The sequence below is a fragment of the Sphaerimonospora mesophila genome, from assembly GCF_001417795.1.
Taxonomy (GTDB): domain Bacteria; phylum Actinomycetota; class Actinomycetes; order Streptosporangiales; family Streptosporangiaceae; genus Sphaerimonospora; species Sphaerimonospora mesophila.
This window is the reverse complement of record NZ_BCBX01000030.1, coordinates 725,230-741,788: the sequence shown is the minus strand read 5'-3', so window position 1 is coordinate 741,788 and position 16,559 is coordinate 725,230. Positions and strand designations below refer to the sequence as shown.

Genomic DNA, 16,559 nt, shown 5'->3' with positions numbered 1-16,559 from the left:
TCCGCTATTTTCCGAATTAACACCGTTCCACCGCCACCCACCCGAATAACCACCCTCCCCCGTGATCTTGCGAATACTCGCGGACAAGCCCGCTGACGTGCACATTCTCGTGTCGTGATCTTGCAGTTTCTCGCACTGATCCCGCTTGAGTGGGAGAACATCATTCGTGATCTTGCACTGCAAGATCACGAATGACGAATCCGCCGACGGGAGTGGTCGTCGCGGAGTTTCTGCAGGATCACGAGAGGGATCGGTGCAGGTCATCGACCATCCCTGCGAGCAACTGCAAGATCACCACGTGGGTCTTCTTTTGGTTTCTTTCTTTGTTTGTTTCTTTGAGAGAAGGGCGGGATGCGTGGTGGGTCGATGCGTGATTTCGCGTCGTGGACCGTACGGCCGGGAAATCGTGGCGAGTGCCGGCGGCGGGGTCGAAGTCCCGCCGCGAAATGATCAGTGACGGTCGTCGTAGCCGGGGTCGATGGTCTCCGGGGTGAGGCCGAGGAGGCTGGCCACCTGCTCGACGACGACGTCGAAGACGAGCGTGCCGAGTTGGTCGCGGTCACGGGCCCTGGCCTCGAGCGGACGGCGGTAGACGATCACCGCGGCCGGGTCCTGCCCGGAGGGGGACTCCGCCCGTCCGAGCGGGATCGGGTCGGACGAGAGCCGGGTCGGCCCGTCGATCAGTTCGTTCGACGGAGGGACCTCCTCCACGGCGAACTCCACCGACGCGAGCTGTGCGCCCCATCGGGGCCTGAGCCGGTCCACCGCGTCGAGCACGAGGTCGTCGAAGCGTTCACCGCGCGACTTCGCGATGGGCACGTGCGAGGGGGCGATCGGCCCGCGCATGCCGCGGCCGTGCCGGTCGCGCCGCCGCACCCGCCGCCCGGGCTCCGGCCTGGGCTCGCTCCGCTCGCTCACGCAGTCAGCTTAGGCCGTGCGGGGTGGATCTTTTGCATGGATTGTGGCGACACGCTCGATAAGAGTGCGGGGGTGGTGGCAATGTGAACGCGGACCGGATACGGTCCCACCGTGAGCCCCGTCCGCAGCTGTTCCCGTACCGCCTGCAGGCAGCCTGCCGTCTTCACACTCACGTATGTCTACGCCGACTCCACCGCCGTCCTCGGTCCGCTGGCGACGTACGTCGAGCCTCACTGTTACGACCTGTGCGCGGAGCATGCGGAGCGGCTCACCGCCCCGCGGGGATGGGAGGTCGTACGGCTTCCGTCGGAGGCCGTGTCGCCGAGCGGTGACGATCTGGAGGCGCTCGCCAACGCGGTACGCGAGGCGGCCCGCCCCACCCCGGCCGCGGGGGAGCCCGTCGGGCAGGCGATCGAGGTGGGCCGCCGGGGGCATCTGCGGGTGCTGAAGTCGGCACAGCCGAACCGGGAGCGGTGACCTCGGGTCATGACCGCGCTATAGGCTCGAGAGCGAAGACGTCACGACTTTTAGGGGCTATGCGGTGGCCGACCTCACCAAGATCTTCAAAGCGTACGATGTGCGCGGCGTGGTGCCGGACGAGCTCAACGAGGAGATCGCACAGGCCGTAGGGGCGGCCTTCGTGGAGGTGACCGGCGCCGATTCGGTGGTGATGGCGCACGACATGCGGACCTCCTCCGGTCCGCTCGCCGCGGCCTTCGCCCGAGGCGCGACCTCCCGCGGCGCCGGCGTGGTCAACGCCGGCCTGGGCTCGACCGACATGCTCTACTACGCCAGCGGCAGCCTGAACCTGCCCGGCGTCATGTTCACGGCGAGCCACAATCCCGCCCAGTACAACGGCATGAAGATGTGCCGCGCCGGAGCCGTGCCGATCGGTTCGGACACCGGACTGTCCGAGATCCGCGACCGGGCGGCCGAGCTGATCGCCGGCGGTGCCGCCGGCACGGCCGGCACGGGCACGGTGACCGAGCGGAATCTTCTCGGCGGCTACGCGGCCCACCTCAAGACGCTGGTCGACCTGTCCGGGATCCGCCCGCTCAAGGTCGTGGTCGACGCGGGCAACGGCATGGGGGGATACACCGTCCCCGAGGTCTTCACCGGCCTGCCGATCGAGCTGACCCCGCTCTACTTCGAGCTCGACGGCAGCTTCCCCAACCACGAGGCCAACCCGATCGAGCCGGAGAACCTCCGCGACCTGCAGAAGGCGGTCGTCGACCGGGGCGCCGACATCGGCATCGCCTTCGACGGCGACGCCGACCGGTGCTGGGTGATCGACGAGCGGGGCGAGTCGGTCTCGCCGTCCACCGTCACAGCACTGGTCGCGGTCCGCGAACTGGCCAAGCACCCGGGGGCCACGATCATCCATAACCTGATCACGTCGCAGGGTGTGCCCGAGATCGTCAGAGAGCACGGCGGCGTCCCGGTCCGCACCCGGGTCGGGCATTCGTTCATCAAGGCGGAGATGGCCAGGACGGGGGCGGTCTTCGGCGGCGAGCACTCCGCCCACTATTACTTCCGCGACTTCTGGTTCGCCGACTCCGGCATGCTGGCGGCCCTCCACGTGCTCGCCGCGCTGGGCGAACAGGACCGGCCGCTGTCGGAGGTACTGTCGCGCTACTCGCGGTACGCGTCCTCCGGAGAGATCAACAGCAGGGTCGCCGACCAGGCCGCCGCTCTCGCCAGGGTGCGCGAGACCTTCGCCGGCCGGGAGGGGGTCACCCTCGACGAACTCGACGGCCTCACCGTCAGCGGTCCCGACTGGTGGTTCAACCTGCGGCCGTCGAACACCGAGCCGCTGCTGCGGCTCAACGCCGAGGCGGCGGACGAGAAGATGATGGCGGCCGTGCGCGACGAGGCGCTCGCCGTTGTGAGGAGCTGACGAGTTGAAGATCGACGACTGGCTGCTGGACATCCTGGCCTGCCCGGCGTGCAAGGCTCCGCTCCGCGCGGACACCGACGCGGACGAGTTGGCGTGCACCTCCGACACGTGCGGCCTGATCTACCCGGTGCGCGACGACATCCCGGTCCTCCTCGTCGACGAGGCCCGCAAGGCATGAGCCGCGCCGGAGGGGCGCCGGGCCGGAGTTTCGAGCCTGATCGGCTCGACGACCAGACGTGCCTCGTCGAGGGCGACCCCGCCGGCATGCTCAGGGCCGTCGCGTCGTCGGCCGCCCAGGTCCGCATGGCGTACCGCTCGGCCCGTGAGGCGGAGGCCGGGCGGGTGGCCGCCGACGGCAGGCCACGGGCGATCGTGGTGGCCGGAATGGGCGTCTCCGGGCTCGCCGGGGAGGTGCTCGATGCCGTCTGCGGAAACGGCGCGTCGCTGCCGATCGTGACCGTGCGCGGCTATCGGCTGCCGGGCTGGGTGGGCGCCGCCGACCTGGTCGTAGCGGTCTCGCGCTCCGGCCACACCCAGGAGACGCTCGGGCTGGCGGCCGAGGCCGTACGGCGCGGCTGCCGGATGCTCGGGGTCGGTCCGGTGGGGACACCGCTTCGGGATCTCGTCGTGCGGGCCGGCGGGCCGTACGTGCCGGTCTCCGGGGCGCCGGGCCCGTCGCGTACGGCACTGTGGGAGCTGGCGGTCCCGCTGCTCGTCGCCGCCGCCTCGCTGGGCCTGGTGGAGGCGGGCGAGGACGTGTTCGAGTCCGTGGCCGGACGGCTGGAGGACATCGCCCACCGGTGCCGGCCGTCGAGTGAGTCGTTCATCAATCCCGGCAAGACGCTGGCGCTGGAGCTGGCGGACAGCGTCCCGATGATCTGGGGCACCTCGCCGCTCGCCCGGGTCGCCGCCCACCGGCTCGCCTGTCAGCTCAGCGAGAACGCGAAATATCCCGCTGTGTGGGGTGAGCTGCCCGACGCGGGTCACGACCAGCTCGCCGTCCTCGACGGTCCGCTGGCCGGACGGGACGTCTTCCACGATCCGTTCGCCGACGGGCCGGGCGGATCCGGCGGCCGGCTGCGGCTCTTCCTGCTGCGTGACGCCGAGGAACATCCGCAGGTCGTCAAGGGCCGGACGCTGTCCGTACGGCTCGCCGAGGACCGTGGCGTGCCGGTCTCGGAGATTCTCTCCGAGGGCGTACATCCGCTGGAGCGCCTCGCCACACTGGTCGGGCTGGGTGACTACGGCAGCGTTTATCTCGCCCTGGGATACGGCGTCGACCCCACCGTTGTGCCGGCCGTAATGGAACTCCAGGCCCGGGTTTCCCCATAAGATCTCCCGTGGCCGAAGTGTGAGGAGTTCCACGTGAGTGCGGGTGGCGGTACAAAGGCGATCATCGCGGCGCTGGCCGCGAATCTGGCGATCGCGGTGGCGAAGTTCGTCGCGTTCGTTTTCACCGGGTCATCGTCGATGCTCGCCGAGTCGGTGCACTCGGTGGCCGACTCGGGCAACCAGGCGCTGCTGATCCTGGGGGGCAAGCGCGCGGCGCGTCAGCGCACCCGCGAGCATCCGTTCGGCTATGGACGTGAGCGTTACTTCTACGCCTTCGTCGTGGCCGTGGTGCTGTTCACGATCGGCGCGCTGTTCTCGCTGTACGAGGGCTGGCACAAGATCTCCGATCCGCATCCGGTGGAGTCGCCGCAGTGGGCCTTCGGTGTGCTGATCTTCGCCATCGTGGCCGAGGGATTCTCGTTCCGTACCGCGATCAAGGAGTCGCGTCGGCTCAAGGGTGACAAGTCCTGGGTCTCGTTCGTCCGCCGGGCCAAGGCCCCCGAGCTGCCGGTCGTGCTGCTGGAGGACTTGGGCGCGCTGCTCGGCCTCATCTTCGCGCTGTTCGGCGTGACGATGGCGGTGGTCACCGGTGACGGCGTGTGGGACGGCGTCGGCACCCTCGCCATCGGCGTCCTGCTCGCGATCATCGCGATCGTCCTGGCCGTGGAGACCAAGTCGCTCCTGATCGGCGAGAGTGCCGCGCCCGAGATCGAGGAGCGCATCTGCGCGGCCGTGGAGGAGGCCCCGGAGGTCGACAGGGTCATCCACCTGCGGACGCTGCATCTGGGGCCGGAGGAGCTCCTGGTCGCGGCCAAGATCGCGGTGCGCCACGACGAGACGGCGGCCGAGGTGGCCAGGGGGATCGACGAGGCCGAAAGGCGCATCCGCGAAGCCGTACCGATCGCCCGGGTCATCTACCTCGAGCCCGATCTGTACCGCGTTCAGGTCTGATCTCCGCGCCGTGGGGACGGCTCTCCGGTCGCCGGTCGCACCCGGCGGCCGGATTCGTCCGCTCCAGATCTTGATTCGGCGGCCTCCGAGGCTCAAAACTATTAGGAAAGTTTCCTAAGCAAAGCGCGATCGCGAATCGCGCTCCGAGGACGGAGAAACCCCCCATGACGACCAGGAAGTGGACCGTCATCCCCGTCGCCGCCATGCTCGCCGCCGGACTGGTGGCGGGCACGGCGCCCGCCGCGCACGCGACGCCGACCGGCTGCACGACCAGCGTGACCAGCGACACCGCCACCGCCACCGCCCACTGCACCGGCGGCACCGGACAGTACCGGGTCGCGGTGAGCGTCCTGCACGCGAACCCCAGTGTCGGATGGGTCGCCAACTGGGGTCCGTGGGTGACCGCGGGCAACGACTCCTCGTGCTACGTCCCGCCCGGCACGATCATGTCCCTCCGGGTCGAAAAGCGCTGACGCGCTGACGGACGAGGGCCGGTGGAGCCGTACGGACTCCGCTGGCCCTCATCCGTCCGCCTCCCCGTCGCGTCGGACTGGCGGGTCAGGAGCCGCGGAGGAGGCGCAGGGCCTTCTCCTTCTCGAAGTCCAGGGCCCGGCGCGGCGCCGGGATCCGGCCGATCCGCACGCCCAGGTCCCGTACGGCCTGGCCGACGGCGGGCTCGGTCAGCGCGCGCAGCGCGAAGGCCAACTCGGCGGGCGAGACGTCGAAGCGGCGCTCCAGATCCATCGCCTGACGTACGGCGGACAGCTCCTCGGGGCCGAACCGCCGGTGGGCGCCCCGATCGCGGATCGGCGGCAGCAGCCCGAGCGCCTCCCGATAGCGCAGCATCCGGGGAGACATGCCGAGCCGTCTGGCGGCCTCCGTGATCCGCATCGAAGCCGCCACCTCCGGTTCAGGCGCTATCGGTCACCGGAGCGATGCCGTTCCGGTGCCGGGTAGGTCGTTTCCGCCCACGGTAGACGGTTTCGGGCCGACGCGGGAGCCGTACATGGGCGAATCTCACATTCTGATGTCAGGTTCGCACGTGATCGGATGCATGCGATGGTTCTCGCCGCCTAAACTCGCTGCGACGGACAATGGAGGGAAGACACACATGGACTTCAAGGTCGCCGACCTTTCGCTCGCGGACTTCGGCCGCAGGGAGATCCGCCTCGCGGAGCACGAGATGCCGGGACTCATGGCGACCCGGAAGGAATTCGCCGCCGCGCAGCCGCTCAGGGGCGCCAAGATCATGGGCTCGCTGCACATGACGATCCAGACGGCCGTGCTGATCGAGACGCTCGTCGCGCTCGGCGCCGACGTCCGCTGGGTGAGCTGCAACATCTTCTCCACCCAGGACCACGCGGCGGCCGCGGTCGTCGTCGGGCCGGACGGCACGCCCGAGAACCCCTCCGGCGTACCGGTCTTCGCGTGGAAGGGCGAGACGCTCGAGGAGTACTGGTGGTGCACCGAGCAGGCCCTGCAGTGGCCGGACGGCTCCGGCCCCAACATGATCCTCGACGACGGCGGCGATGCCACGCTGCTCGTCCACAAGGGCGCAGAGTTCGAGAAGACGGGCGTGGTGCCGACGGCGGGCGAGGACGACCCCGAGGAGTGGGCCATCATCCTCGACACGCTGCGCCGCACCGTCGGCCCCGACAAGCGGTGGACCAAGATCGCTGAGGGGATCAAGGGCGTCACCGAGGAGACGACCACCGGCGTACACCGGCTCTACGAGATGCACCGGGAAGGCCGGCTGCTCTTCCCGGCGATCAACGTCAACGACTCGGTCACCAAGTCGAAGTTCGACAACAAGTACGGCTGCCGCCACTCGGTGATCGACGGTCTCAACCGGGCCACCGACGTGCTGATCGGCGGCAAGGTCGCCGTCGTGTGCGGCTACGGCGACGTGGGCAAGGGCTGCGCCGACGCGCTGCGCGGCCAGGGCGCCCGGGTGATCGTGACCGAGATCGACCCCATCTGCGCGCTCCAGGCCGCCATGGACGGCTTCCAGGTGACCACCCTGGACGACGTCGTCGGCACCGCGGACATCTTCGTCACGGCGACCGGGAACTACGGCATCATCACCGCCGACCACATGTCGAAGATGAAGCACCAGGCGATCGTCGCCAACATCGGGCACTTCGACAACGAGATCGACATGGCGGGGCTCGCCCGCATCCCGGGCATCGTGAAGGAGGAGGTCAAGCCCCAGGTGCACACCTGGACCTTCGCCGACGGCCGCTCGATCATCGTGCTCGCCGAGGGCCGTCTGATGAACCTGGGCTGCGCGACCGGTCACCCGTCGTTCGTGATGTCGAACTCGTTCACCAACCAGGTGATCGCCCAGATCGAGCTGTTCACCAAGACCGACGACTACCCGACCGGTGTGTACGTGCTGCCCAAGCACCTGGACGAGAAGGTCGCCCGGCTCCACCTGGACGCGCTCGGCGTCAAGCTCACCACGCTGTCCAAGAAGCAGGCCGAGTACATCGGCGTGGACGTCGAGGGCCCCTACAAGCCCGACCACTACCGTTACTGACCCACCCTCCCCGAGGTGATCTTGTAGTTTCTCGCAGATGTGGGTCGTTACCTGCACCGTTTCCTCTCGTGATCTTGCAGTTTCTCGCACGCGGGAGAGTTTCCGCTGGTCGGACGGGGTGTGCTCGCTCTGTGATCTTGCAGTCGGAATTGTCGGACTGCAAGATCACGGAAGGTGTTCTCGCTGGTGGCGGCGGTCGACTGCGAGTTTCTGCAAGATCATGAACGGGAAATCCGCAGGTGGGCATGGGGGTCTGCGAGCTTTCGCAAGATCACGCCATGGGGGAGGGCTGGGGTGGTGACGGTAGGCGACGTCGCCGAGGCGGGAGAGCGCCGGATCGGCTGGGCGGCCAGGGCCATGCCGGTGCTGACCGCGCTGGGGGAGCGGTTCGCCGACGAACGGCCACTGGAGGGGCTGCGGATCGCCGCCTGCCTGCACGTCACAGCCGAGACCGCCGTGCTGCTGGGGACACTCCGGGCGGGTGGCGCCGAGATCGCGCTGGCCGCCTCCAACCCGCTGTCCACCCAGGACGACGTCGCCGCGGCCCTGGAGACGTACGGCATGGCCGTACACGCACGGGCCGGAGTGGACAGGGCGACCTACTACCGGCATATCCACCAGACGCTCGACATTTCCCCGAATATCGTGCTCGACGACGGGTGTGACCTCGTCAACATCCTCCACACCGAGCGGATGGAGCTGCTCGACGCGGTGAGCGGCGGCTGCGAGGAGACCACGACCGGGGTCATCCGGCTCCGCCAGATGGCCGCCGAGGACGCCCTGCGATTTCCCGTGGTCGCGGTCAACGACACCCGCACCAAGCGGATGTTCGACAACCGGTACGGCACCGGCCAGTCGACGCTCGACGGCATCATGCGGGCGACCAACATCCTGGTGGCCGGCCGCACCGTCGTCGTGGCCGGGTTCGGCTTCTGCGGCCGGGGTGTCGCCGAGCGGGCGAGGGGCCTGGGCGCCCGGGTGATCGTGACCGAGATCGACCCGGTGAAGGCGCTGGACGCCATGCTGCAGGGGTACGAGGTCCGGCCGATGGGGCGGGCCGCCGAGATCGGCGACGTGTTCGTGACCGTCACCGGCAACCGGGACGTCATACGCGGCGAACATCTGGCCGTCATGAAGGACGGCGCGATCCTGGCCAACGCCGGCCATTTCGACGTCGAGATCGACGTACGCGCACTGGAGGAGTCGGCGACCGCCGTGCGTTTCGGCATCCGCCCGAACACCGACGAGTACGTCATGGCCGACGGCAGGCGGCTGCTGCTGCTGTCGGAGGGCCGCCTGGTCAACCTCACCGCGGCGGAGGGCCACCCGGCGGCGGTCATGGACATGTCGTTCTCGGCCCAGGCCCTCGCCGTCGCCTGGCTCGCCAAGGAGTCCGTACGGCTGACGCCGGGCGTCTACGACGTGCCGGCCGAGATCGACACCGAGGTGGCCCGGCTCAAGCTCGCGGCCGCCGATGTCGAGATCGACACCCTCACCGACGACCAGGAGCAGTACCTCCACTCCTGGCGTCTCGGTTCATAGCGGGCTCTGTCGAGGTGGGACCGACGGCCCAGGGCGTGGCGGCCGGTACGAACGCCGAATCCGGTCGGCTCCATGAGCGAGGCTGATTGTCGGTCGGCCGGGCTAGGTTGCTGGCATGGCTTCTCGTTCTGATGACCTGTTCTCCGGGGTCGGCCGGATGGTGGTGCTCGTCGACGACCCCGATGCGGCACTCGCGTTCTACCGGGACGTCCTCGGGTTCACCGTGCTGTACGACCAGACGGTCGGTGGATATCGATACCTGCACATCGGCGTGCCCGGTCAGGACGGGGTCGGCCTCTGGCTGATGCCCGTCACCTCCGACCGGGAGCGAGAGCTGATCGGCGGCCAGAGCGGGGGACAGCCGTTACTCGTCCTCTACACGGCCGACCTCGATCGCGTCGGCGCGCGGCTGCGCGAGCACGGCGTCCGGGTGTGGAACGAACGTGACGACGCGGGCAGCCGTTCCCTCCACTTCGCGGATCTGTACGGGAACGTGATCGTGGTGGTCCAACTGCTGGGCGGGTGACCCGACGGACGAGGACAGGCGCGACCGGAGGCGACCTCTCCCTTCGCGTTCCGGTCGCGCCTGCCTCAACCCCACTTGCAGGCACTGCCCCAAGGCCTGCGAGGGTCACAGGTGCCCTGGAAGCGGGGATGTACACCTCCGGCCGGTAATTAATCGGAAAATCAGGCCGGTGGGACGAACCCACCGGGCGTCGGCCCAGGTGGCGGCCCCTGCGGCGCCCCGGGATCCGCTCCCCCCGCCGAGTACCCGCCGGAAGCACCGTACCCGCCGGAAGCGCCGTGTCCGGGGGACGTTCCGTACCCGGGCGGCACGGAGCGTCTGCGGGCCTGCGCCCGGGTGAGCCGGATCTCGGTGCGGCGGCGGCGTTCTGCGAGCACGGCGGCGAGATAGGCGTGCGGTGGGACGCCCGGCGGAGGCGGCGGGCTGACGCGGGACATCACCTGGGCCGAGATCCGCGTCCCCATCTCGTGCTGGACGGCGGGGGCGAGATCGTGCCAGCGGGAGAGGTACTGCCTGGCGGTGCCCGCCAGCTCGTCGGTGAGCTGCGAGAGCTCCAGCGTGGCAGCCCAGGAGGCGAGCCGCGGCGGCATGACCGGCGGCGGGTTCTGGCGCGGCCCACGCTCCCCGATGACGAGGGTGCCGGCGAAGACGTCGCCGAGCCGTTTGCCCTTCCCGTTGGCGAGCGAGGTGATGAGCGCGGGGGCGCCGGCGAAGATCCAGAACTCCACGACCCCGGCGAGCCCGCGAAACAGCGCCTGCCGGAAGCGCTCCGGCCCGCCGTCGTCGCTCACCACCCGCAGACCGAGCACGATCTTGCCGACGCTGCGGCCCCTGCTGATGGTCTCGAACACCACCGGACAGGCCACGAGGACGAGCACGGTGAGCAGGATGTTCAGGCCCGTGGCCAGCGCGTCGTCGGTGATCGGGGAGGCGAGGGCGATGAGCAGGTGCATGACGAGGAGCAGGGTGATCTGAATGGCGAAGTCGATCAGGAACGCCAGCGCGCGGCTGGAGAACTGGGCGACCCGCACCTCGACGACGACGGCCTCGCCGGTCACGACTTCGGACACACTGGGCACCCTACCGGGGGTATCCGTACCGGTTCCGCCGCGCTGACCGTCCATGAGCCCGATAGGGTCCGATGCGTGGACATGGACGCGTTCGTCGCCGTGAACGGACCGGTCTGGGACCGGCTCGACGAGCTGGTGCGGTGGCGCCGGAGTCTGGACGGCGCCGAGGTCGACGAGCTGATCGAGCTCTATCAGCTGGCGACCACGCACCTGTCCATCGTCCGCTCGGGATCGGCCGATCCGATCCTCGTGGGCCGGCTTTCGTCGCTGGTCGCGCGGGCCCGCTCGGCGGTCACCGGGGCGCACAGCCCGGCCTGGCGGGAGCTCGTCCGGTTCTTCACGGTGTCGTTCCCCGTGGTGGCCTACCGGGCGGGCCGGTGGTGGTTCGGCGCGGCGCTCGGGTCGCTGGCCGTCGCATATGTGCTCGCCGTGTGGGTTGTTAAGGACCCCTCGGTACAGACCGTCGTCGGGACTCCCGAGGAGATCAGGCAGCTCGTCGAGCACGATTTCGCCGACTACTACTCCGAGCATCCGGCCGCCTCGTTCGCCGGTCAGGTCTGGGTGAACAACGCCTGGGTGTCGCTGCAGGTCATCGTCTCGGCGATCCTGCTGGGGCTGCCGATTCCGTGGATTCTCTGGCAGAACGCCGCGAACCTGGGAATCGTCAGCGGGCTGATGCACGCCAACGACAAGGCCGACGTGTTCTGGGGACTGATCCTGCCGCACGGCATGCTGGAGCTGACCGCGGTCTTCCTCGCGGCGGGGGTCGGCATGCGGCTCGGCTGGACGGTGATCGACCCTGGGCCAAGGCGCCGCGCGGAGGTGCTGGCCGAGCAGGGCCGGGCCGTGATGAGCGTCGCCCTGGGGCTGATCGCCGTGCTGCTGATCTCCGGACTGATCGAGGCCGGGGTCACCCCGTCGGGTCTGCCCACCTGGGCCCGCATCGCGATCGGCGCGCTGGCCGAGGTGCTCTTCCTCACCTACGTGATCGTCTTCGGACGCCGTGCCGTACGCGCGGACGAGACCGGCGACATCGAGGACGCCCCGGATCTGGCCCCGACAGCCTGACGACACCGCACGGCGACGAATTTAGGTAGCCCGAAATTCCGATATTTGAGTCAGCCGCATTCTGACCAATTTCCCGGCGATGTCAGACCGCGTCCTGACCGAAAAATTCCAATTTCTTTCACAGGGCTGACAAAGCTGACAATTGGGTTATACGATCGCCTCTCGTGACTGAAGCCGATCTTGCGGGTCCCCCCCTGGCAAGTGACCTCTACTTCGTCATACATGACGACAGAACAGGCCAGATGCGGCTGCATCCTCGGCTGACCGGACTCGGTCTTGCCGCGGCCGTCGTGGGCGAACTGATGCTCGCCGGACGCGTCGCCATCGCGGTCGCCGCGGGCCAGGCGCGGCTCACCCCGCTCCATCCCGCCCCCGCCGGGACGTCTCCGGGGGCCGTGCCTTCCGGCGCCGCGGCGGGCACGGCCATGCGGCGCCCGGCGGCGGCCCCCGCGCCGGGCACGGCCTTCGCGCCGGGCGTGGCCCATGCGCCCGGGACGACCCGCGAGCCCGGCGCGCCGCCGGTGATCGACGGGGTCGCCCAGACCGCGCTCGGCCACATCGTCGCCGAGCCGGCCCATTCGCTGCAGACCTGGCTGCATTTCCTCGCTCGTACGGCTCACGCCGACGTGGCCGCCCGCTTGACCGCGGCCGGGCTGCTGCGACCTCCCTCCGGCAGACGGCTGCCGCGCCGGTCCCGGCCGCAGGTCCCCGTCGATCCCAACGTGGCCCTGTGGCCCACCGGGCGGCTCAACCTCGCCATTCAGCGTGGTCAGCGGCTCGACGTCCGCGACGCGCTCCTGCTGGGGCTGGTGGTCGCGACCACGGTCGCCAGGACGGTGCTGTGGGAGCCGGAGTCGAGACACCTGGCGGACTCGATCGCCGGGCTGCCCGCGCCGTACCGGGAGTTGATCGCCCAGACCAAGGCGGCCATCGGCGACGCCGTCATCAGCCCCCGATGAAAGCGCCCAGGCGAAAGCGGCCCAGGCGAAAGTTTCCGTAAAAGCGCTCGTAAAAGCGCCCGTAAAAGTGCCCATGTAAAAGGCCCCGGTGAAAGTGCCGGCGCGAACCGACGCCCCCCTCCACGGAGTTTCCGCATGTCCCTGACAGAGCACAGAACGACGAGCGCCGTCTCGGCGGCGCTGGCCAAAGATCGCCTCGGCGTGCCGTCCGTGGTGTTCTTCGTCATCTCGGCGGCGGCGCCGCTGACCGTCATCGCCGGCGTGGTGAGCACGGCCTACGCCGCGACCGGCGTCACCGGTGTGCCGCTGGCGTTCGTCCTGCTCGGCGCCATCCTCGGGCTGTTCGCCGTCGGCTACGTGACGATGGCCCGCTACGTGGTCAACGCGGGCGCGTTCTACGCGTACACCGCCAAGGGCCTCGGCCGGCCGGTCGGCGTGGCGACCGCCTGGGTCGCGCTGCTGGCCTACAACGCGCTCCAGGTGGGCCTCTACGGTGTGATCGGCTCGGCCGCCGAGCCGCTGTTCGTCGACTGGTTCGGCATCTCGCCGCCGTGGTGGGTGATCGCGCTGGCCTTCTGGGCGCTGACCGGCGTGCTCGGGCTCATGCGGGTGGACGTGAACGGCAAGGTCCTGTCCGTCCTGCTGCTGACCGAGGTCGCCGTCGTCGTCGTGTTCGACATCGCGGATCTCCTTCACCCGGCCGCCTCGGCGGGCTACAGCCTGGAGGTCTTCAACCCCGGGAACCTCTTCGTGCCCGGCGTCGGCGCCGTGATCGCGATCTGCGTCGCGTCCTTCTCCGGCTTCGAGTCGTCGGTGGTCTTCTCGGAGGAGACCAAGGATCCGAGGCGCACGGTGCCGCTCGCCACCTACGTCGCGCTCGTCGTCATCTCCGCGTTGTACGCGCTGTCGTCGTGGGCGCTGACCGTGCCGGTCGGCGTGGACAGGATCGTCGACGCCTCCCGTGAGCAGGGTCCCGAGCTCCTGTTCGCCCTCGCCGGACAGCACCTGGGGCCGACCATCGCGACCATCGGGTCCGTCCTGTTCGTGACCAGCATCGTCGCCGCGATGATCGCCTTCCACAACACGATCGCCCGCTACATCTTCGCGCTCGGCCGGGAGAACGTCCTGCCCGCGGGCTTCGCCCGTACCAACCCGCCGACCGGCGCCCCGATCATCGGGTCGCTGACCCAGAGCGTCTTCGGGCTGGCCGTGATCGTCGTGTACGCGGCCTTCGATCTGGACCCGCTGGTCCACCTGTTCTTCACGATCGGCTCGTTCGGCGGCCTGGGCGTTCTGCTGCTGCTGACGGGTACGTCCGTCGCCGTGCTGGCCTTCTTCCTCAAGACCCCCGGCGTGGAGAACGTCTGGCGGACCAGGATCGCGCCGGCCATCGCCTCGGTGCTGCTGATCGTCGTCCTCGGGCTCGCCCTGGTCAACTTCGACACGGTCCTCGGCGTGGCTCCCGACTCCCTGCTCCGCTGGGTCCTGCCCGCCGCCTACTTCGCCGCCATCGGACTCGGCGTCGCCTGGGGCCTCGCCCTGCGGCGCAACCGTCCCGGGGTCTACGCCAACATCGGCCTGGGCGCCCAGGCCGCCGTCAGGAGGAGCAGTTGACCGAGATCATCCGGATCCAGCACACTCCGGAGGCCGCCGCGGTGGTCGGCGCGATCATCGCGGAGTCCTTCCACGAGCTCGAGGTCTCGACCTGGATCGTCCGGCCCGACGAGGACCGGCGCCGGGTGCTGCCGCCGTACTTCGCCCTGTTCACCGAGCACGCCTTCGCACACGGCGAGGTCTACGTGACGGCGGACATGTCGGCTGCGGCCGTGTGGCTCGACAACCAGACCCCGCCCCTTCCCGACGTACCGGACCTGGAGGCGCGCCTCACGGCGTTCGCCGGTTCGCACGCGCAGCGGTTCGCCCTGCTCGGCGAGGAGATGGACAAGCGGCACCCGCATGACCCGCACTGCTATCTCGCGTTCCTCGCGGTGCTGCCGAACCGGCAGAGTCAGGGGCTGGGCGGCCGGCTGCTCGCCGAGCACCACGGCAGGCTCGACGAGGCGGGGACCGCGGCCTATCTGGAGGCCAGCAACGCCCGCAGCAGGGAGTTCTACCTGCGCCACGGCTACGCGGATCTCGGCGAGCCGCTGATCCTGCCCGACGGCCCGCCCATGTTCCCGATGTGGCGGCCCCCGGCCTCCTGAGCCCGGCCTGCTCCGACGAGGGGTCCGTACGGAGAACTCCGTACGGGCCCCTCGTCGAGGCGTGCGAAGCGTTCTTCAGAGGCGGCCGGCGGCCTTGAGCGCGAGGTAGGCGTCGGCCAGCGCCGGCGCGATGTCCTCGGGGAGCGCGTCCACGACCTCGACGCCGTGGCCGCGCAGCAGCGCGGTGATCCTGCGCCGCTCCCCGCGCAGCCGTTCGGCCGCCGCCGCGTCGTACACGCGCTCGGCCGTGCCCCGGCCGGACGCCATGGCGGCCACCCGCGGGTCGGCGACGGCGGCGACCAGGACGAGGTGGCGGGAGGAGAGCTGGGGCAGCACCGGCAGCAGGCCCTCCTCGAGCGAGGCCGGGTTGAGGTCGGTGAGCAGCACCACGAGGCAGCGGCGACCGGCCCTGGCCAGCACGGTGGACACCATCCCGGCCCCGTCCGACTCGACGAGCTCGGCCTCGATCGGCGCCATGACGTTGACGAGCGAGGAGAGCAGCTCGGTTCGAGAGGCGCCGGAGAGCGACGCGCGGACCTTCCGGTCATAGGCGAGGAAGTCGACCCGGTCGCCGGCGCGGGAGGCGAGCGCGGCCAAGAGCAGCGCGGCGTCCATCGACCAGTCCAGCCGGGGCCAGCCCGCTTCCGGACGGCCCGCGGCCGCCGCAGGAGGCCCGTCGTGCCCCGCTCGTGGCCCGCTCGACCTCCCGTCGCCCGCAGCCGGTTCCCCGGCGAGCGGGATCGGCGCGGCCCCGACCCGGCCCGCCGACGTGCGGCCCGTGTCGAGGACGATCAGCACCCGCCGGTCGCGCTCGGGCCGCCAGGTCCGTACGACCACGTCGGAGCGCCTGGCGGTGGCCCGCCAGTCGATGGACCGGACGTCGTCGCCGACCACATACTCCCTGAGCGAGTCGAACTCGGTGCCCTGGCCGCGTACGAGCGCCGGGTGGTTGCCGTCCAGCTCCCGCAGCCTGGCGAGCCTGCCGGGCAGGTGTTTGCGGCTGAGGAACGGCGGCAGCACCCGGATCGACCACGGCACCCGGTGCGTGCCCTGCCGCCCGGCCAGGCCGAGCGGCCCGAGTGAACGGACCGTCACGACGACGGCCTCGCGGTCACCCCTTCTGGTCGGCGTCAGCGTCGTGGTGAGGCGCCGCCGTTCGCCGCTCGGCACCGCGAACCGCACCCGGCGCGGCGTCGCCCCCGCCGAGGGCGGCCACGCGTCGCGCAGCACGCCCCGGACCCGGCGGGGGCCGGGGTTCTCCACGATCAGCCCGATCTCGGCCGACCGGCCGAGCCGTACCAGCCGTTCGCCGTCCCGGACGAAGCGCAGCGCGCGCACGCTGCCCGCGAGCAGCAGGTCGACCACCACGAGCGCGGCGAGCAGCAGCGCGATCCCGGCCACGGCGAATCCGGGCCGCGGCGCGAAGAGCACGGCGACCGCGCCCAGCGCGGCGAGCAGGGCGGTGCGTCCGGTCAGCGCCACGACGCGGCCGCTCCGGTCGGTACGGCTGTCGCCGCCTGCTGCATGATCACGAACTCCATATCCGCAGGTCA

General features: G+C 70.1%; 17 protein-coding genes. 13 read left to right on the top strand and 4 right to left on the bottom strand.

Annotated features, from left to right (window positions below; translation table 11 throughout):
* Positions 1-450: 450 nt before the first annotated feature.
* Positions 451-918: a metallopeptidase family protein gene (locus tag AP234_RS03620; RefSeq protein ID WP_055478031.1), complete on the bottom strand. Its 468-nt coding sequence runs from the start codon at positions 916-918 to the stop codon at positions 451-453.
* A gap of 111 nt (positions 919-1,029) precedes the next feature.
* Here AP234_RS03620 and AP234_RS03615 point away from each other — a divergent pair, with 111 nt between their 5' ends.
* The 6 genes from AP234_RS03615 (at position 1,030) to AP234_RS03595 (ending at position 5,571) form a co-directional block, all read left to right on the top strand.
* Positions 1,030-1,395, top strand: a complete 366-nt coding sequence (locus AP234_RS03615) for a DUF3499 domain-containing protein (protein WP_055478030.1) — start codon at positions 1,030-1,032, stop codon at positions 1,393-1,395.
* A gap of 64 nt (positions 1,396-1,459) precedes the next feature.
* The gene (locus AP234_RS03610) at positions 1,460-2,815 is read left to right on the top strand and encodes a phosphomannomutase/phosphoglucomutase (RefSeq protein ID WP_055478029.1); all 1,356 of its coding nucleotides are present in this window, start codon (positions 1,460-1,462) and stop codon (positions 2,813-2,815) included.
* A 4-nt stretch (positions 2,816-2,819) separates the two neighbouring features.
* On the top strand, positions 2,820-2,993 hold the full coding sequence (locus tag AP234_RS34585) for a Trm112 family protein (protein ID WP_083501727.1): 174 nt from the start codon (positions 2,820-2,822) through the stop codon (positions 2,991-2,993).
* Positions 2,990-4,147, top strand: a complete 1,158-nt coding sequence (locus tag AP234_RS03605; protein WP_055478028.1) for an SIS domain-containing protein — start codon at positions 2,990-2,992, stop codon at positions 4,145-4,147. Before AP234_RS34585 ends, AP234_RS03605 begins: the two co-directional genes overlap by 4 nt.
* 33 nt (positions 4,148-4,180) lie before the next feature.
* Positions 4,181-5,098: a cation diffusion facilitator family transporter gene (locus tag AP234_RS03600; RefSeq protein ID WP_055478027.1), complete on the top strand. Its 918-nt coding sequence runs from the start codon at positions 4,181-4,183 to the stop codon at positions 5,096-5,098.
* A 164-nt stretch (positions 5,099-5,262) separates the two neighbouring features.
* Positions 5,263-5,571 carry a hypothetical protein gene (locus tag AP234_RS03595; RefSeq protein WP_055478026.1) on the top strand — a complete coding sequence of 103 codons (309 nt, stop codon included), beginning with the start codon at positions 5,263-5,265 and terminating at the stop codon, positions 5,569-5,571.
* 85 nt (positions 5,572-5,656) lie between these two features.
* Here the strand turns inward: AP234_RS03595 and AP234_RS03590 are convergent, their stop codons facing one another.
* Positions 5,657-5,989, bottom strand: coding sequence for a MerR family transcriptional regulator (locus AP234_RS03590; RefSeq protein ID WP_055478025.1), 333 nt, complete (start codon positions 5,987-5,989; stop codon positions 5,657-5,659).
* Positions 5,990-6,209: 220 nt separating this feature from the next.
* Between AP234_RS03590 and ahcY the strand changes: the two genes are divergently transcribed.
* The 3 genes from ahcY to AP234_RS03575 all read left to right on the top strand — a co-directional run bounded on the left by ahcY (position 6,210) and on the right by AP234_RS03575 (position 9,705).
* Entirely contained in the window at positions 6,210-7,637 is a 1,428-nt protein-coding gene (gene ahcY, locus AP234_RS03585; RefSeq protein WP_055478024.1) for an adenosylhomocysteinase, read from the top strand.
* A 294-nt stretch (positions 7,638-7,931) separates the two neighbouring features.
* The gene (locus AP234_RS03580) at positions 7,932-9,179 is read left to right on the top strand and encodes an adenosylhomocysteinase (RefSeq protein WP_055478023.1); all 1,248 of its coding nucleotides are present in this window, start codon (positions 7,932-7,934) and stop codon (positions 9,177-9,179) included.
* A gap of 115 nt (positions 9,180-9,294) precedes the next feature.
* Complete coding sequence (locus AP234_RS03575) at positions 9,295-9,705, top strand: VOC family protein (RefSeq protein ID WP_055478022.1); 411 nt, start codon at positions 9,295-9,297, stop codon at positions 9,703-9,705.
* Between the two features lie 161 nt (positions 9,706-9,866).
* Here the strand turns inward: AP234_RS03575 and AP234_RS03570 are convergent, their stop codons facing one another.
* Complete coding sequence (locus tag AP234_RS03570; RefSeq protein WP_083501726.1) at positions 9,867-10,775, bottom strand: RDD family protein; 909 nt, start codon at positions 10,773-10,775, stop codon at positions 9,867-9,869.
* Positions 10,776-10,850: 75 nt separating this feature from the next.
* Here AP234_RS03570 and AP234_RS03565 point away from each other — a divergent pair, with 75 nt between their 5' ends.
* The 4 genes from AP234_RS03565 (at position 10,851) to AP234_RS03550 (ending at position 15,006) form a co-directional block, all read left to right on the top strand.
* Entirely contained in the window at positions 10,851-11,843 is a 993-nt protein-coding gene (locus AP234_RS03565) for a stage II sporulation protein M (RefSeq protein ID WP_055478020.1), read from the top strand.
* A 164-nt stretch (positions 11,844-12,007) separates the two neighbouring features.
* Positions 12,008-12,802, top strand: coding sequence for a GOLPH3/VPS74 family protein (locus tag AP234_RS03560; RefSeq protein ID WP_160330371.1), 795 nt, complete (start codon positions 12,008-12,010; stop codon positions 12,800-12,802).
* Between the two features lie 135 nt (positions 12,803-12,937).
* Entirely contained in the window at positions 12,938-14,416 is a 1,479-nt protein-coding gene (locus AP234_RS03555; RefSeq protein WP_055478018.1) for an APC family permease, read from the top strand.
* A complete protein-coding gene (locus tag AP234_RS03550; RefSeq protein WP_055478017.1) occupies positions 14,413-15,006 on the top strand; it encodes a GNAT family N-acetyltransferase in 594 nt (197 codons plus the stop codon). Before AP234_RS03555 ends, AP234_RS03550 begins: the two co-directional genes overlap by 4 nt.
* A 75-nt stretch (positions 15,007-15,081) precedes the next feature.
* Here AP234_RS03550 and AP234_RS03545 read toward each other — a convergent pair whose 3' ends face one another.
* Entirely contained in the window at positions 15,082-16,488 is a 1,407-nt protein-coding gene (locus AP234_RS03545; protein WP_055478016.1) for a DUF58 domain-containing protein, read from the bottom strand.
* Positions 16,489-16,559 lie beyond the last annotated feature (71 nt).